This window comes from Streptomyces sp. NBC_00012, from assembly GCF_045040875.1.
Lineage (GTDB): Bacteria > Actinomycetota > Actinomycetes > Streptomycetales > Streptomycetaceae > Streptomyces.
This window is the reverse complement of record NZ_CP108309.1, coordinates 8,358,943-8,373,581: the sequence shown is the minus strand read 5'-3', so window position 1 is coordinate 8,373,581 and position 14,639 is coordinate 8,358,943. Positions and strand designations below refer to the sequence as shown.

Here is a 14,639-nt window from a genome sequence, read left to right as displayed (position 1 = left end):
GCCTACTCGGCCGCGCCGGCCTTGCTCCCGCCCTCCGGCCCCGGCTCCCCCGCAGCCGCTGCGGAGGTCTCCGGGTGGCGGATCGAGCAGACCAGCGCGTTGTCCTTCACGTCGGCGACGATCGTGTCGCCGGGCTCCGCTTCGCCGCTCAGCAGCAGGGAGGCGATGCGGTTGTCGAGTTCGGTCTGGATCGTGCGGCGCAGCGGGCGGGCACCGAACTCCGGCTGGTGGCCATGTGCGACGAGGAGTTTCTTCGCGGCCTCGGTGATCTCCAGCTCCATGTCCTGGGCCCGCACGCGGCGTTTGCTGCCGTCCAGCATGAGGTCGACGATGTGGCCGAGGTCGTCCTTGTCGAGGCCGTGGAAGATGATCGTCTCGTCGACACGGTTGAGGAACTCCGGCGGGAAGTGGCCTCGCAGGTCTCCCATGAGGTCGTCGCGGATCTCGGACACATCGCCCTTGTGGGCGAGGATGCGCTGGGCACCGATGTTGGACGTCATGATGACGACGGTGTGACGGAAGTCCACCGTCCGTCCCTGTGCGTCGGTCAGACGCCCGTCGTCGAGGACCTGCAGCAGCGTGTTGAAGACGTCGGGGTGGGCCTTTTCCACCTCGTCGAACAGGAGCACGCTGTACGGCTGGCGGCGTACCTTCTCCGTCAGTTGGCCGGCCTCCTCGTGGCCGACGTACCCGGGAGGTGCGCCGACGAGCCGCGAGACGGTGTGCTTCTCCTGGAACTCGCTCATGTCGAAGCGGGCCATGCGGTTCTCGTCGCCGAACAGCAACTCGGCCAGCACCTTGGCGAGTTCGGTCTTTCCCACGCCGGTGGGCCCGAGGAAGAGGAAGGAGCCGACGGGCCGGCCGGGGTCGCCCATTCCGGCCCGGTTGCGGCGCACCGCCTGGGCGATCGCGGTGACCGCCTCGTCCTGGCCGACCACCCGGGAGTGCAGTGCGTCCTCCAGCTTGAGGAGCTTCTCCTTCTCGCTGGCGGTGAGCTGTGTGACCGGGATGCCGGTGCGGCGGGAGACGACATCGGCGATGTCGGCGGTGGTGACATCCATGACGCCCTCGCGGCGTTCCTCGATGCCCGCGAGTTCGGCTTCGGTCTCCGCGATCCGCGCCTTCAGCCCGGAGGCCTTCTCGAAGTCCTCGGACGCGACCGCCTCGTCCTTCTCCCGCTTCAGTTTGGCGAGCTCGTCCTCGCGGGAGACGACTTCGGTGGACCTGCCGAGCGACCGCAGCCGTACCCGGGCGCCCGCCTGGTCCATGAGGTCGATGGCCTTGTCCGGCAGGAAGCGGTCGCTGATGTAGCGGTCGGACAGCTCGGCAGCTGCCACCAGGGCGTCGTCGGCGAAGCGGACCTGGTGGTGGGCCTCGTAGGAGTCCCGAAGGCCCTCCAGGATCTGGATGGTCTCCTCGACCGTCGGCTCGGGCACCATGACGGGCTGGAAGCGGCGCTCCAGGGCGGCGTCCTTCTCGATGTGCTTGCGGTACTCGTCGATGGTCGTCGCTCCGACGACGTGCAGCTCACCACGGGCCAGCGCGGGTTTGAGCATGTTGCCCGCGTCCATCGCGCCCTCGCCCGACGCCCCGGCGCCGACCACGGTGTGCAGCTCGTCGATGAACAGGATCGTCGAGTCCGCGGCGGCGCTGACTTCCTCGATGACGTTCTTGAGCCGTTCCTCGAACTGGCCGCGGTACTGGGAACCCGCCACCAGACCGGAGAGGTCCAAGGCGATCACCCGCTTGTCCTTGAGGGTTCGGGGGACGTCCCCGGCCACGATGCGCTGGGCGATTCCCTCCACGATCGCGGTCTTGCCGACGCCGGGCTCACCGATCAGCACGGGGTTGTTCTTGGAGCGCCGGGAGAGGACCTCCACGGTCTGCTCGATCTCCTCGGCCCTGCCGACCACGGGGTCGAGCTTCCCGGCCTTCGCCTCTTCGGTCAGGTCGCGTCCGTACTGGTCGAGTGTGGGCGTGTCGCTGGTTCCGCCCGCCGGGGTGCCGTCGGCCCGTGTCGCGTTCTCCGGCTCGCGCCGCAGTCTGCCGGTGTCCGTGCCGTAGGCGCCGAGCAGTTTGGCCGCGCCCGACTCCGGTGTGTCCAGCAGCGCGCCGAGGATGTGCTCCGGGCCGATGTAGGAGACGCCGGCTGCCTGGGAACGCTCGTATGCCTGTAGCAGTACGCGCTTGGCGGCGGGCGTCAGGCTCGGCTCCGCGGACGGTGTGGGGCTCTTTCCCGGCAGCACTTCCGCGATCCGTTTGCCCAGCTCGTCAGGGTTCGCCCCGGCCTGTTCGAGCAGGGTGCGTGCCGGGCCCACCTGGGTGGACGCCCACAGCAGATGCTCGGTGTCCAGGTCCCGGCTGCCGTCTTCGGTCGCGCGCGTGGTCGCCCGGCCTATGAGCTCACGTGCCGACTCGGTCAGCAGCCGCCCGATGGGTACCCGCTGCACCTGTGGCGGTGAGGACGCCGGGGACATCCCGAAGAACCGGTTGAGCAGTTCGTTGAACGGGTCCGGGCCGCCGAAGGAGCCGAAGGAGGACATCGTCATGGTCACCGTCCAGTGAGTGCGGGTGAGGGGGAGAGCACGAGCCGGGTGCCTGCCGGGATCGCCCTGCGCCCGGCACGGACGTGGGCCGCCCGGGGCCCACGGATCACCGCGGTCGCCTCGTGGCCCCATCCACGGGGCAACCCTTGGGCAGGTGATTTCACTAGACCAACGCCCACTCCGTCCCGCAACGGCGCGGACGATCACGTATCGCCCGCCACCGTGGCTCGACACGTCGTCGCGGAGTTCCCGGCCCGGTGACGGACCGGCCGGGAATCCGCCGTTCGGGTGACGCCCGGGCCGCCCCTGCCGCACCACGAGGACGAAGGTCCCGGCAGGTCGCCTCGCCGACCGTCCGGACGCCGCCAAGACTTGCGCCATGAGCGGCAACGTGAAGTCGGAGGATCTCAAGGGCGGCCCCGGCCACATCATCCTGCTGGCGGTCGTCTTCGCCGTGCCCGTCCTCAAGCTGGCCTGGACGCTCGGCGGCGGAGGCGCGGCGAGCGAGGCGCTGGTCGCCATGGAGCCGTCCAACTGGCCGGACGTCCTGATCGGCATGCTCCTCGACACCGCGCTGCTCGCCTCGGTGCTGTCGTGGTCTCGCGCACCACGTACGCGTACTTCGCCGCCAAGGGCGGAGCCAGGCTGCACACGGACACCTCCGTGGCGCACACGGCGGCCGCGGCCGCCGTCGTCCCGCTCACCTTCGCTCTGGTGGTCGGCGCGTTCCACGGACGGTGGTGGGGGGCGCGGTGACCCTCGCCTCGTGCGCGCTGCGTCTCGGCGTGGTCGTGGAGTACCGCACCGGGCGTCGCGAGCGCGACAGCGGGAGGCGTGCCCGTACCTCACCCTCCGGGTGGCTCGAACACGCGGCGGACGCCGCGGCCGCGGCCGCCCTGCTGCTGGCCGGGGTGGTGCTCCCGGTGGTCGCGCTGACGGGAGCGGTGGACGGCCGCGCCTGGACGAGTGTTGTGGAATGCGATGTGAACACGGGGCAGGGGAACGAACGCGCACGTCTCGTGGAGTTGGGGCGCGAGGGCAACGGTGTCGTGGGCTGGGACATCAAGCGGGACGAGGTCGTCAACGGCCTGAACCGCCGGGTCACCGAGGATGACGTGGTGCGTGCGCCGTGGTGGCGCTCCTGAGGGCGGGGTCCGGCCCGGCCTCGGTGGGTGACGGCCGCCAGGGGACCGGGCACGTTGACTTGCGGCGTCCAGTTTCGGACATGCGGAGGGTGGTCCTGCTCCGCGCCGAAGGCAGCGCGTTCACGAATCCGCGCCCGGCGGCCGCATCCTTCCCTCGGTGTGTTCGCCGGCGCGGCGGTCTCCTGTGGGCCGCGCCTGCTGACCACTGCCGTACGGAGCGGGCCGCCGGCCCCCGACTGACGCACCGTCATAATTGCTGCCCCGCTCCCCCTCGGACCTGGCGCGTTCTATTTCCGGATTTCTACGTTCTTGTCGGTGCCATACGCCACGCTGGACACATACCGCCCAACACCGGCTTGGAGGCCAGTAGTGGACGCCCAGGACCTCGCGCAGCTCGCCGACAAAGAGTTCGAGCAGATTCTCACCTCGAACATTCACCCGCCCACCCGCGATGCCAGAACGTGGGCGGCGATCACCCACCCCGACAATCTGCCGCGCGCCCGGAAGATCCTCACGCATGTCCACGAACGCACCGCGAGCGTGCTGCGCCGTCGGAAGACCGAGCGCGAGGAGTTCCGCATCGAGTGCTTCGCGCGGGGTGAGGCCGGCAAGCGGGAATGGTTCGCCACCCGGGCAGAGTTCGAGTCGCTGCGGCGCCGCACCGCGAACTTTCACCAGCGTGTCCAGCGAGCCATCTCCGAGCTCGGCCAGGAGCAGCGGAACGTGAACCGCGCGCAGAGCCTCAACTCCGGTCAGCAGAGCCGGGAGACGCTCCGTGAGCTGGCGGTTGCCGTGCAACGCCACCAGGCGGTCCACGCCCGCGACGGCGGCGGCGCCGAGCCCGCGGACCACGAGCTGTGGCGGCATCTGGACCGGCTGACCGTGCCCACCGGTCCCGGGCAGGATCCGACGACTCTCCGCACGATGCTCAGTATCTACTGGACCGACACGCACCCGCTCGATGACGATCCGGAGCGCCGGACGCCGACCGAGCACATCGCCCACGGCGCTCCCGCGGCCCCCTCGCCGGCGCACTGCTGTGTTCCGCACGCCCGGCGCGTTCACGACCGGGACGACCGCACGAAGTGACCGTCGGGCCTCCGCATCCTCGCTGTGCCCGCACGGGGCGGACCGGGGATCGTCCGTTCCGCCCCCTGCCGGGCTCTGCCTGGAAACGTCCCGGTCAGGAGGCCTTGTACAGACCCAGCTTCGCCACGTGCGGGTTGGCGCGGGCACCGAGGACGCGCAGTCGGACCTCGGACGCGGTGACGGGCGCGCCGAGGTGCTCCTTGCTGCCGCCGTAGCCCTTGGCGCCCAGGGCCGTGGGAGTGCCGTCGCTGCGGATCCAGCCGCTGAGTTCGCACACCGTGTCGGGTTCGAGTCCCGAGACGGTCTGCTCGGCGGCGCCGAGCGCCGGTGACGCGGTGTGCAGCCTCAGTCCGTCGGGGAGTGCGCCGGTGCGGTGGGTGAACCGGGGGTCGGCGGTGGATCCGCCCGGGTTGCCGGGGGCGCTGCGGACGTTGACGAGGGTGTTGTGGTTGAGGGTGACGCCGCCGCTCTTCAGGTTGAAGGAGGCGGTGCCGGAGCCTTCCTTGACCACGATGTTGTTCGTGAAGGAGATTTCGTGCCTGCCGGTGGTGTTCTCGTTCACGACGGTCTGGCTGACGCCTTTGCCGATGTAGATCGTGTGGTTGTGGAAGCGGACGTCGTCGAAGGAGCCGCGGCAGGTCTCGATGGAGCGGAAGTGGTCGTTGCGGCGGAGGCCATCGCGAAAGACTTTGCTCGGATGTCTTGGCCTTCTTGCAGGATTATGCAGCCGTGATCATGAATTGCGTCGGCGACTGCAACGAGGTTGACTGCCGACGGCAAGTTGGCACGCTTCAAGGATCCGATGAATCCTCCGGCCCGGGGCACTCGTCCCGGCGCAGGGGCATGCGGCCGCAGGAGCTGTCCACCCGGCGATACACCCATGACAGCGCGCCGAAGCCCGCACGGTAGTGGGGGGCTTCGGCGCACCGCCGGCCAAGCTCTTCGGTCAGCCGACGTTCACATCGATACAGGCGTAGAAGGCGTTTGCGGTGTCCGCGATGTTCCACACCGCGAGGACCTTCTGCCTGCCCGTCAGGCCGCCGAAGTCGACCTGATGGGTGACGGTGGCGCCGGGCTGCGCGCCGTTGTCGTTGAACTCCGCGATCTTCCGGCCGCCGGCGAAGTACTGCCAGGTGCTCGTTGCGTGCCGGGCGGTCAGGACCCACTGGAACGACGTGCTCCGGCCGACCGGGGTGACTCGCCACCCCTTGGAGTCGTTGTCGAGTTCGGCGAACCGGCTGTTGCCTCCGCTGCAACTGGTCAGCCCCTTGGGGCCTTCCACGCTCTGCGGCTCGTACTTGATCTCCCCGCAGCTCACGGTCCCGGCGGCGCACTGGGCCTGGCGGCTCGGGGGCGACGAGATGTATCCGTGAGCACTGGCGGAGCCGGCCGGAAGGCTCAGAGCCAGTACGGGGGCGAGTAAGGCACCGACGACTGCGGCTGTCTTCCTTTTCGCGTGCATGCTTCTCCTTCACATGAGGCGTCGCCGCACACGAGCGGGCTGTGGGGGCCCGGTAGTGGCAGACCGGCCTCTCCGGTGTGGGGGCCAAAAGGCGCGAAGGGCACTGCAGGAACCACTGCCGCGTACGCCCGGACGCGCGACGTCCGACAGGGCACTGCACTTGGACTAGACCATACCCATCGACGCGTCCACGTCAAGATGTCGGTGCCTCGCCGCCGACCGGACCCACGGCATAGCCTCGGGGGCGGGCACGGACCGTGCCCGCCCCCGACGAGCAGGAAATGCCATGCCCTCCCACGCCACTCCCCCGCCCGGCCCGTCCGGTTCCGCCGGCCACGACGCCTTCCATCCCGACCTGCCCGGCCACGACGAGAGCGGTGACGACGCGGCCGGCCACGGACTCCCGCTGCACGCCCGGCTCCACCACATCCGCGCCGACGCGCTCGACGGCGACACCGCGCAGACGGACGGCATGCGGCGGTTCGCCGCGATCAGCGGCAACACGGTCGGGTCGCGGCGCATCTGGATGGGCCAGACCCACGTGGCGGCGCGAACCGCCTCGTCCAACCATCACCACGGCGAGTCCGAGACGGCGATCCATGTGGTCGAGGGACACCCGGAGTTCGTCTTCCTCGACGATTCGAGCGGGGCGGCCGAGGAAGTCCGGATCCGTACCTCCCCCGGTGACTACATCTTCGTACCGCCGTTCGTACCGCACCGCGAGGAGAATCCCAGCGCCGACGAAGAGGCGGTCGTGGTGATCGCCCGCAGCACCCAGGAGGCGGTCGTCGTCAATCTGCCGGAGCTGTACGTGCTGGGTGACGAGCCCGACGCCGGTTGACGGGCCGGTGGGCCCGGCACGGCTGCGCACGTCCTTCAGACACACTCAGCCGCGCCGAGCCCCGCTGAGCGGGGCGTCACCAGCCCGTCACACCGTCGACACCCTCGCGCACCAGGTCCGCGTGGCCGGTGTGGCGCGCGTACTCACCGATCATGTGCAGATGGATCAGCCGGAGCGAGTACTCCTCGCCACCATGGACGAAGGTGTCGTCCAGCGAGGCATTGGCGACGATCTCGTCCGCGAGCCTGCACTCCTCGACCAGACGGGCATAGTCCTCGGCCGCCCGGGACGGGTCCAGGTCCTCGAAGTCCGCGTCCTTGCCCTTCTCCGGGTCATACATGGAGTCGAACGACTGACCGGCGAACCGCTCCCGGAACCAGACGCGTTCGACCTTCGCCATATGGCGGATCAGTCCCAGCAGGGTGAGATTCGACGGCTGTACGGTCTGTTCGGCGAGTTGCTCCCCGGTCAGGCCCGTGCACTTGTGCAGCAGGCAGCTGCGGAACCATGCGAGATAGCCCGTGAGCATCTCCCGCTCACCGGCAACGAGTGAGCCCGGCACTCGCGTTACCTCAGGCGTTTTCCATGTCATGGCGTGATCACGCCTCGTCCGCGGCGGCACCGGACAGGGTTTTTCACATGCTGTCGGTGGGCTCGTTCGACCAGGTGGTCGTGGTGGAGGTGGTGATGGAGGTGGCCAACCCGAGCACCAGGAACAGGACGAGCAGCCCCTTCCCCGCACCGCTCATGACGAGGGGCCGCGTGGCGGAACGTGCCTGCTGCTGCGGTACGGAGAGGTCGTCGTCGCCGAAGAAGCCCTTGGGATAGGCCGGGGTGAGCATCATGGCGTAGGCCCCGAAGCGCATTTCGTAGCGGAGCGCGGCGGCCGTGGCCTCGAAGAGGGGGCGGGGCATTCGTCCCAGGATCAAGGTGATCAGCCACCAGATGATCGCGACCGCCCACCAGCCGGACATGACGAGACCCTGCACGACGGCCGCCGGGATCATCAGGATCAGGCGGAAGAAGACGGCCAGGCGGTTGAGAGCGGTGGGCCGGACCTCGATCCGGACCGGACAGTCCGGCGGCGGGTCGAGGGCGAACGGCGGATAGCGGTCCACGAGCAGCATGCTGCTCGCGCCGACCCGTATCTGGTAGCCGAGGCATCCGGCGAGGAACCGGAAGACCGGTTCGGGCAGCCGCCCCAGGAACAGCGCGGCGAACCACCCCACGATGACGGTCAGCGCGGCCGCGATGTACAGGAAGAACAGCACGATGAAGTGCGGGATCAGGAGAATTAGCCGCACCAGCACGGTGAGCCGGCGCTGCCGGGGCGGCTCGACGACGTCCAGCACGGGCAGCCACTCGGCGGCGGTCCATGCCCTCGGGCCCGGACTCCACTGGGCGTCGGCCATGTCTCTCCTCGTCGGCGGGCGGGTCGTACGCCGTCGGCGCGCACGACGTCCCCCCACGCTGGGCCGGGTGGGCGCGCCCCGCAAGCGGCCACGGGCCGAACGGGTGCCCCTGGCCGTTCGCAGCGCGCGAGCGGCCGGAGGGAAGCGGAAGGGCGCGTCAGCGTCGCGGTGCAACGGGCTCGAACCGAGAATGCAGGAGTGTCCACTCCCACCCGCCCTTCCGCCCCCCGCCGCGTCGAGCCCGGCCCCTGGGGCGAATGGGCCCTGCTGCTCCTGTCGGCCGCTTCCGGGGCGGCCGACGCGTTTGTCTTCATCTGCGTCGGCCAGGTCTTCGCCGGGGTGATGACCGGGAATCTGGTGCTGCTGGGCGCTTCTGTCGCCGGTGGCGGAGAGCAGGGGGTGGCGCTGCGGGTGGTCACCGCTCTGGCCGCCTACGCCGTCGGCGTCGGCTGCGGTGCACGGATGAGTGACCGGCTGCGGTGGTCACTGCCGGTGATGCTGCTGGTGGAGGTGACTCTGCTGGCGGCCGGGGCCGTGCTCTGGGCGCTGGAGCTGATCAGTTCGGACGGGGACCGGTTGGGGCTGCTGGTGCTCATCGCCGTGGCCATGGGCATCCAGGGCCGGATCCGCTCGACACCCACCAACTATTTCACCGGCACGCTCACCGCCCTCGTCGGCCGGGCTGCTCTGCGGTCATGGGAGCAGGGCGACCGCTGGGTGGCCGGCCGGCTGATCGCGGTCGTGGCGGGCGCGGGCGTGACCGCGCTGACCGTACGCCTGTGGCCTGACGCGGCAGCCGTGGTGGCGGTGGTTCCGGCGGCGGGCGCACTGCTGGCCGAGCGGGCGCGCGGAGCGGCGCCCAAGGGCTGACCTGCGACGATGCCCGAGAAAGAGGAAAGCCCCGGCCGGATCGGGGGAATCCAGCCGGGGCGGCTCAATGGTGGGCGCGGTGCGCGACATCCACATATAGGTGAACGATAAACCACCGCATCCCGTTCCCGGAAACGCGCACCCCGCACTGTGATCCACAGCACGGAACGCGGCCCTCCGGCGGCTTCGCGGTCAGCGCTCCTCACGGAAGAGCACATGCTGCCCCACCACGGGGTCGAACTTGCGCAGCACCAGCCGGTCGGGGTTGTTCCGGCGGCTCTTGCGGGTCACATAGCTCTGCCCCGTTCCAGCCGTCGACCGGAGCGTGACGACGGGACGGACCTCACTGCGGGCCATGGGTGCCTCCAGGCTTTCACGCCGACCCCACCCTCTCGTGACGAGAATGGGTGTCATTTTCGTTCTGGTGACGTAACATGGCGGACCGCCGCCGCATTCCCACCACGCGGCCGACGACGCCTCGCATATGCCCCCCGATCAGGCCGGGCGCGCGACGTCGAACCGACGCACCCGGTCGCACAACCGTCCAAACACGCCGGATGACTTGCGTCAACATCCGCCGATGGCAAGGGCGTTCGACGGATCAGCGCCATGCGCAGCCTGTGACATATGCCAGAAGCAACAACGTCTCGAGTGTTGCCAAATCCCTTACGGCCTCCCGCGGGCTGTGCGACAGTCGTCTTCGGTCCACCTTTCAGACCTGGTCGTGCCGCGCCTGTATCGGAGTACGAGATGCCGTCCCATCTGTCTGCGGACCGCCCCGCCCCACAGCCACCCGAACGCGACGCCGTCGATGCGCTGATCAACCGGACCCTTCGGCTCCGTGGCGATGTGGACGCCGTGCGGCGGGACACGGTGCTGACCGACGAGGAGGATCCGCAGCTGCGCTGGCAGCGGGCGCTCTGCGATCTGGCGGTCCACCATCTCGACGACCTCGGCGCGCATCTGGGACAGCTCAGGGAGGGCCTGCCGACCCGGACCTCACAGCACCTCGCGGAGCCCTCGGTCCCGGAGGACGCGCAGGGCGCGCCGGAGAGAAGCGCGTGGGAGCGTTACGACGAGCCGAAGCCGGGATCGCTGATCGGCCGGGTGGGCAGCGCGGAGTGGAATCTGCTCACCGACGACGTCAGCTGGTCCGAGGAACTGTTCCAGATCTTCGGCCGCCCCCTCGCCGCCGGACCGCTCTCGCTCGACGAGCTCCCCTCCATGCTTCTTCCCGAGGACCAGCCCCTGCTCACCGCCCTGGTGACCGACTGCCTGGTGGACGGCAAGCCGATAGACGGCGAGTTCCGCATCATGCGGACCGACGGCCGGATTCGCACTCTCCACATGATGGGCGAGCCCGTCCTCGACCCGAACGGGTGCACCGCCTCCATGTGGGCGGTCCTGCGCGATGTCAGCGAGCTGCGGCGCAGCCAGCAGGCGGTGCGCCGGAGCCATGACTCGCTGCGCGGCCGGGAGCACCGGGCGCAGACCGAGCACCGCCTGGCGGTCGAGCTCCAGGAGGCCGTGCTCCCCCCGTGGCGTGGCTCCCTGCGGCTGCCCTCGCAGGGGCCCGGCGCACTGGACATCGCGGCGCACTACCTTCCGTCGGAGTCGAGTTCACTCATCGGCGGCGACTGGTACGACGCGCTGGAAATGCCGGACGGAAGGACCGTGCTCACGGTCGGTGATCTGACCGGCCACGGCATCCAGGCCACCTCGGCCATGGCGATGCTGCTGGGCGCACTGCGCGGAATGGCTGTGGCCGGCATCGAGCCGGATGCCCTGATGGGGCACCTCAATCAGCTACTGGAGTCCTCCGTCCAACCCGCTCTCGGCAGCGCGGTGTGCTGCCGTCTGGATCCGTCCACCGGCACCCTCACCTGGGCGCAGGCCGGACACCCCGCGCCGTTGCTGTTCCGCGACGGAGTGGGGTGTCCGTTGCCCGCGCCGGACGGAGTCCTGCTCGGCGCGGCCTCGGGGGTCGCGTACGAACAGGACGAGGTGCACCTGCTGCCCGGCGATGTGCTGGTACTGCACACCGACGGACTGAACCGTCACAGCGACCGGGGTGCGGGCCCGGACGCGCTGCTGGCTCTGGCCCCGCGGTTCGCGCAGGCCCGTTCGGCACAGGAGTGCCTGCGGACCGTCGTCGCGGAGTTCGGCGGCACCGAACGCCTGGACGACGCCTGTGTGCTGGTCGCCCGCGTCGGGGCGTAGCGCACGGCGGCACGCGTACAGGGCACGGACCAACGCGGAACGTCGGACACGGCGCAGTGCACGGGAGTGCGAGCGCGTATGCGGGTGCGGTGCCCGGACGGCGGGTAGCAGGAAGGCCGGTGATCGGACGGTCTGTGCTCGGCGCCCCTTCGTCGCGGCGCCCTCATGTCAGATCTCCGACGACCGCCTGCGCTGCTTGATGATGGAGCTCTGCGGCAGGGAGAGCTTGATCTCCTCCCTCAGGTCCTCGATCTTCGCGTAGCCCGCGAACTGGCCCGTGAGCCGGTACATTTCGCGCAGCCGGTCCCAGGTGCGGTGCGAAGAGGTCTCGCCCATCGTCACCAGGGCGAGTCGCGCGTACCGGTCGGCCTGCTCGGGATCGTCGGCGATGAAACAGGCCGAGGCGAGCGAGATGTAGTCGAAGATCTTGGACCGCTGGCGCCCGTTGGCCCGCAGCTCCAGCGCCAGTTTGGCGTGGCGCTGGGCCACGATCGCGGCCGACGGATCGTGTTCGGCGAGCGTGCGGAACGCCAGGGCCTGCATGCCGTGCATGTCCGCCTCGTCGAACATCTGCATCCAACTGGGCGGCGGCACATCGCTCTTGTCCGCGGTGAAGAGTTCCTCGGCCTTGCCCAGGGTGCGCCGCATCGCCTGGCCGCGGCCCATGGCTGCGTGTGCCCAGGCCTCGATGGTGTGCAGCATCGCCTGGGTCCGGGGCAGAACCATGTCCCCGGAGCCGGACTTGGCGAGCTTCATCAGGTCCAGGGCGTCGTCGGGACGGCCCAGATGCACCATCTGACGGGCCGCCCTGGAGAGCGCCTCACCCGCGCGGGGACGGTCGCCGCCCTCGCGCGCCGCGTGTGCCGCGATGATGAAGTACTTCTGGGCGGTCGGTTCGAGGCCGATGTCGTGGGACATCCATCCCGCGAGTACGGCTAGGTTGGCCGCGACGCCCCAGAGCCGTCGCTGGAGATGTTCGGGGTGGCGGTAGGCGAGCATGCCGCCCACCTCGTTGAGCTGGCCCACCACGGCCTTGCGCTGGAGTCCGCCGCCCCGTGAGGCGTCCCAGGCGCGGAACACCTCGACGGACCGCTCCAGCGCCTCGATCTCGTCCGACCCGATGGGTGCGGCCTCGTACCGGTCGAAACCGGCGGGGTCCGCGTGCAGCGGGTCCTCGATCCGTGGCGCGTCGGCCGCCAGTACGGGGTCGGAGTGCAGCCAGTCGTGCATGGGGCCGGTGATGGTCGATCCTGCGGCGAGCGCGGCGCCCGCGCTCACCAAGCCGCGTCGGTTGAGCATGAGGTCCATTCCCGTGAATTCGGTGAGGACCGCTGCCGTCCGCTCGGGCGCCCACGGCAGTCCGTCGGGATTGTCCTGCGTCCCGGCCTCTCGCCGTTTCCCCACACGCCCGCGTCGGCCGAACCCGAGGTCCTCGATGGTCACGACACGACCGAGTCGCTCGGTGAACAGGGCAGCCAGCACCTTGGGCACGGGATCGCGGGGGGACTCCCCCATGTCGATCCAACGCCTCACCCGCGAAGTGTCGGTGGCCAGTTGCGGGTGGCCCATGGCCGCCGCCTTTCTGTTCACCATTCTCGCGAGTTCGCCCTTGGACCAGCCGGCGAGGCCGAACAGGTCGGACAGGCGGGTGTTGGGTTCTCCGGTCACGTCAAGCCCCCAGGTTCTCGGCTGTGTTGACAGTAACCCCCTGTCAGAGGCCTTGCGACAATTCGCCAGGGTTCGCCAGGGTCCGCCAGTTGGTCTGCCACCCGTCTGCCGGTGTCAGGTAGGAAAGCGCCACCCCGCCCGGCAGCCCTAGGTACTCCCCAGGGTGCCGAACGGCCGCCGGCCGGGGCGGTGTACGCAACTTGTCGGCGCGCGAAGGGATCTGTCTCGCCCATGTACACAGCATCGTCCTCCGTGACCGCCCCGCCCCGGCCGCTCCGTCCCCTGGGGGCGGGCGGCGGTCCGTATCTGTCTCCGCACGCCGCTCCCCCGGCGCCCGGCACGGTCCGGCCGCGTCGGCCGGCCGGGATGGTCGGCCCGCCGCTCAGCGGCCGGCTGGACCTGTCCGGCGCGCAGGGGGCGCAGCTGAGAATGGCGATCGCCTCGGTGCACCGGATCTGCCCCGAGTTCAACCCGGTCCAGGTGCTGCGCCGCAGCGGCCGTTCGGTGCTGCTGGTCGGCACCACCGGCCGAGCGACCGCGGTCGCCAAGTGTTTACTGGACCACTCCCCCGCATGGTCGGAGCGGTTCCGCCATGAAATAGCTGCATATCGTGCGTTCGTCCGGCACCGTCCGCCGGTGCGCGTGCCGCGTCTGATCGCGGCCGATCCGGAGAACTGCACCCTGGTGATCGAGCGGATGCCGGGCCGGGTGGCCGCGTTGACCAGACACCCCTCGGAGGCTCCGCCCCGGGCCGATATCCGGGCCGCGCTGGGCGCGATCAGCCGGGTCAACGCCTGGCGGCCGGCGCCGGGGCTGTTCGACGCTCCGCTCGACTACGCCTCGCGGATCGCGCGCTATCACGAGCTGGGGCTCTTCACGGACCGGGATCTGGGCGATCTGCAGAAGCTGCTGCACGGTCTGGCGCACGCGGGCGGCCGTCAGGGCATGGGGCAGTTCTGTCACGGTGACGCGCTGCTCTCCAACATCCTGCTGTCGCCCACAGGTCCGGTGCTGGTCGACTGGGAGCACGCGGGCTGGTATCTGCCCGGCTACGACCTGGCGACGCTCTGGACGGTTCTGGGGGACGCACCGTCGGCGCGACGTCAGATCAGCCAGCTGGCGCAGGCAGCCGGACCGGATTCCAGGGACGCCTTCCTGGTGAACCTGATGCTGGTGCTGACCCGCGAGATCCGTACCTATGAGACGGCCGTCCAGCGGGCCATGCGCGAGTCGACGGGCTCGGGGGCCGGCCAGGAGCGCCCGGGTGCGCTGTCGTCGGGCGAGGAGCAGCGGCTGTTGCTGCGCCGACTGCACGACGACTGCGCGATGGCCCGCAGGGCGGTGCGTGCCGCGGTCGGCACCCGCTGACCCTGCCAGGGGGATGCG

The 14,639-nt window shown here is 70.0% G+C and carries 14 protein-coding genes; 7 read left to right on the top strand and 7 right to left on the bottom strand.

What is annotated here, in order from left to right:
- Positions 1-2 precede the first annotated feature (2 nt).
- Entirely contained in the window at positions 3-2,549 is a 2,547-nt protein-coding gene (locus OHA19_RS37700; RefSeq protein ID WP_405708483.1) for an ATP-dependent Clp protease ATP-binding subunit, read from the bottom strand.
- Between the two features lie 591 nt (positions 2,550-3,140).
- On the opposite strand from OHA19_RS37700, the gene OHA19_RS37695 reads away from it, so the two are divergent.
- The 3 genes from OHA19_RS37695 (at position 3,141) to OHA19_RS37685 (ending at position 4,780) form a co-directional block, all read left to right on the top strand.
- Complete coding sequence (locus OHA19_RS37695) at positions 3,141-3,302, top strand: hypothetical protein (protein ID WP_405708487.1); 162 nt, start codon at positions 3,141-3,143, stop codon at positions 3,300-3,302.
- On the top strand, positions 3,299-3,691 hold the full coding sequence (locus OHA19_RS37690; protein WP_405708492.1) for a hypothetical protein: 393 nt from the start codon (positions 3,299-3,301) through the stop codon (positions 3,689-3,691). The genes OHA19_RS37695 and OHA19_RS37690 overlap by 4 nt, the downstream gene beginning before the upstream one ends.
- A gap of 369 nt (positions 3,692-4,060) precedes the next feature.
- Positions 4,061-4,780: a hypothetical protein gene (locus tag OHA19_RS37685; protein WP_405708495.1), complete on the top strand. Its 720-nt coding sequence runs from the start codon at positions 4,061-4,063 to the stop codon at positions 4,778-4,780.
- 94 nt (positions 4,781-4,874) lie between these two features.
- Here the strand turns inward: OHA19_RS37685 and OHA19_RS37680 are convergent, their stop codons facing one another.
- Positions 4,875-5,342, bottom strand: a complete 468-nt coding sequence (locus tag OHA19_RS37680) for a hypothetical protein (RefSeq protein ID WP_405708497.1) — start codon at positions 5,340-5,342, stop codon at positions 4,875-4,877.
- A gap of 384 nt (positions 5,343-5,726) precedes the next feature.
- Positions 5,727-6,242: a lytic polysaccharide monooxygenase auxiliary activity family 9 protein gene (locus OHA19_RS37675; protein ID WP_405708500.1), complete on the bottom strand. Its 516-nt coding sequence runs from the start codon at positions 6,240-6,242 to the stop codon at positions 5,727-5,729.
- Between the two features lie 286 nt (positions 6,243-6,528).
- On the opposite strand from OHA19_RS37675, the gene OHA19_RS37670 reads away from it, so the two are divergent.
- Positions 6,529-7,083, top strand: a complete 555-nt coding sequence (locus OHA19_RS37670) for a cupin domain-containing protein (protein WP_405708503.1) — start codon at positions 6,529-6,531, stop codon at positions 7,081-7,083.
- Between the two features lie 76 nt (positions 7,084-7,159).
- Here the strand turns inward: OHA19_RS37670 and OHA19_RS37665 are convergent, their stop codons facing one another.
- Together OHA19_RS37665 and OHA19_RS37660 are read right to left on the bottom strand one after the other, a co-directional pair.
- Positions 7,160-7,675: a DinB family protein gene (locus OHA19_RS37665; protein WP_405708506.1), complete on the bottom strand. Its 516-nt coding sequence runs from the start codon at positions 7,673-7,675 to the stop codon at positions 7,160-7,162.
- A 43-nt stretch (positions 7,676-7,718) separates the two neighbouring features.
- Positions 7,719-8,495, bottom strand: a complete 777-nt coding sequence (locus OHA19_RS37660; RefSeq protein WP_405708509.1) for a DUF4389 domain-containing protein — start codon at positions 8,493-8,495, stop codon at positions 7,719-7,721.
- Positions 8,496-8,693: 198 nt separating this feature from the next.
- Here OHA19_RS37660 and OHA19_RS37655 point away from each other — a divergent pair, with 198 nt between their 5' ends.
- Positions 8,694-9,365: a YoaK family protein gene (locus tag OHA19_RS37655; protein ID WP_405708512.1), complete on the top strand. Its 672-nt coding sequence runs from the start codon at positions 8,694-8,696 to the stop codon at positions 9,363-9,365.
- Positions 9,366-9,557: 192 nt separating this feature from the next.
- On the opposite strand, the gene rpmG is transcribed toward OHA19_RS37655, so the two are convergent.
- Positions 9,558-9,722 carry a 50S ribosomal protein L33 gene (gene rpmG / locus OHA19_RS37650; protein ID WP_405708515.1) on the bottom strand — a complete coding sequence of 55 codons (165 nt, stop codon included), beginning with the start codon at positions 9,720-9,722 and terminating at the stop codon, positions 9,558-9,560.
- 393 nt (positions 9,723-10,115) lie between these two features.
- Between rpmG and OHA19_RS37645 the strand changes: the two genes are divergently transcribed.
- Positions 10,116-11,585, top strand: a complete 1,470-nt coding sequence (locus OHA19_RS37645; RefSeq protein ID WP_405753098.1) for a PP2C family protein-serine/threonine phosphatase — start codon at positions 10,116-10,118, stop codon at positions 11,583-11,585.
- Positions 11,586-11,753: 168 nt separating this feature from the next.
- On the opposite strand, the gene OHA19_RS37640 is transcribed toward OHA19_RS37645, so the two are convergent.
- The gene (locus OHA19_RS37640; RefSeq protein WP_405708521.1) at positions 11,754-13,253 is read right to left on the bottom strand and encodes a hypothetical protein; all 1,500 of its coding nucleotides are present in this window, start codon (positions 13,251-13,253) and stop codon (positions 11,754-11,756) included.
- Between the two features lie 231 nt (positions 13,254-13,484).
- Here OHA19_RS37640 and OHA19_RS37635 point away from each other — a divergent pair, with 231 nt between their 5' ends.
- Positions 13,485-14,621 carry an aminoglycoside phosphotransferase family protein gene (locus OHA19_RS37635; RefSeq protein WP_405708524.1) on the top strand — a complete coding sequence of 379 codons (1,137 nt, stop codon included), beginning with the start codon at positions 13,485-13,487 and terminating at the stop codon, positions 14,619-14,621.
- The last annotated feature ends 18 nt before the right edge of the window (positions 14,622-14,639 follow it).

Excerpts from the sequence above, each read along its gene's own strand:
- OHA19_RS37700 (WP_405708483.1), bottom strand. The coding sequence starts at position 2,549 with ATGACGATGTCCTCCTTCGGCTCCTTCGGCGGCCCGGACCCGTTCAAC.
- OHA19_RS37675 (WP_405708500.1), bottom strand. The coding sequence starts at position 6,242 with ATGCACGCGAAAAGGAAGACAGCCGCAGTCGTCGGTGCCTTACTCGCC.
- OHA19_RS37670 (WP_405708503.1), top strand. The coding sequence starts at position 6,529 with ATGCCCTCCCACGCCACTCCCCCGCCCGGCCCGTCCGGTTCCGCCGGC.
- OHA19_RS37665 (WP_405708506.1), bottom strand. The coding sequence starts at position 7,675 with ATGACATGGAAAACGCCTGAGGTAACGCGAGTGCCGGGCTCACTCGTT.
- OHA19_RS37660 (WP_405708509.1), bottom strand. The coding sequence starts at position 8,495 with ATGGCCGACGCCCAGTGGAGTCCGGGCCCGAGGGCATGGACCGCCGCC.
- rpmG (WP_405708515.1), bottom strand. The coding sequence starts at position 9,722 with ATGGCCCGCAGTGAGGTCCGTCCCGTCGTCACGCTCCGGTCGACGGCT.
- OHA19_RS37645 (WP_405753098.1), top strand. The coding sequence starts at position 10,116 with ATGCCGTCCCATCTGTCTGCGGACCGCCCCGCCCCACAGCCACCCGAA.
- OHA19_RS37635 (WP_405708524.1), top strand. The coding sequence starts at position 13,485 with ATGTACACAGCATCGTCCTCCGTGACCGCCCCGCCCCGGCCGCTCCGT.